The 1,104-nt window shown below is 53.4% G+C and carries 1 protein-coding gene; it reads right to left on the reverse strand.

The genetic code is table 11. The features are described 5' to 3' along the window. The coding region (locus J4613_RS22420) for an IS110 family transposase (RefSeq protein WP_208293672.1) at window positions 1–885 on the reverse strand (885 nt) is incomplete at its 3' end. Window positions 886–1,104 lie beyond the last annotated feature (219 nt).

The raw sequence follows: 1,104 nt of genomic DNA on the forward strand, positions 1-1,104 counted from the left end.
CTTCGCCTTGCCCTTTGCGACCAGCCTTTCATAGATAGCCTTCGCCTGTTTGTTCCAGCGGCTCGCGGTCAGCGCTGCAACGTACAGCTTAGCCCGCACTCCTGACGGTCCTGTTTTTGACATATGTGGTCTGCCACGCACTGAGCTCCCCGACGTTTTCTCTACCGGTGTCAGTCCCAGATAGGCCGCCACCTGTGAGGCGCTTTTGAACGTCCCGTCTTTTAGCAACGCCAGCATCTCCCGCCCGACCTGATCTTTCACTCCCTTGATTGATTTCAGTAAATCGAGATCAGCCTTCAGCCCCGGATCGTTATCCGTATGATCGGTTATCAGCTTCTCTATCCGGGCCAGTTCCTCGTTCAGCCAGCTCTTTGTTCGCTCAAGTGAACGGATGACCTCCTGTGGTGTGGATGTGGAATTCGCTTTTTCCAGCCGGTTCACCGTACGCTGTACATCCTCTCTCAGCGCATCCCGCTGGCGCAGCAATGCCCTCAGCTTACGTACTTCAGGCGAAGGAGGAACCCAGACAGCCGGGGACTTCAGCTCGCCATAACAGGCCAGCACGAAGGCATCGACAGCATCATTCTTGTTGAGGATATCCATCCCGTGGGCAAATTCGCGGACACGACAGGGGTTGGCCATGCAGACGCTGACACCGGCCTCATGCAGGCCATACGCCAGATTTTCATGGTAAATACCCGTCGCTTCCAGTACGACAGTCACGCTTTCAGGAACGCATTTTTGTGCGTTCAGCCAGTCGACAACTTTACGGGCAACGGCGGGTTCGTTAGTCAGAACCTTGTGCTTTTTTTTACCGCCGGGGCCGGCAGTAAGCAGACAAAGATCGATTTTATTTTTACTGACATCAATACCGAGAGTACACACAGAACACCTCCTTTCACCTGAGCCAACACGCCATTCCAGCCTTGTACATACGAAGTCAATGCTTCTGGTTACCGTTCGGATTTTGAGTGGCGTGAAAGGTGAAACGGGAGGCTTAAGCTACATCGGAAGCTCAGAGTCTTCAGGCCGGATACAAGCTTCTCCCGTTTCAGATAGCTGACAGCTAATCAGCTATCTGTTCAGGATACAAGGCCGGATAAG

This window comes from Salmonella sp. 32020114201800008SM, from assembly GCF_017572025.1.
Lineage (GTDB): Bacteria > Pseudomonadota > Gammaproteobacteria > Enterobacterales > Enterobacteriaceae > Salmonella > Salmonella enterica.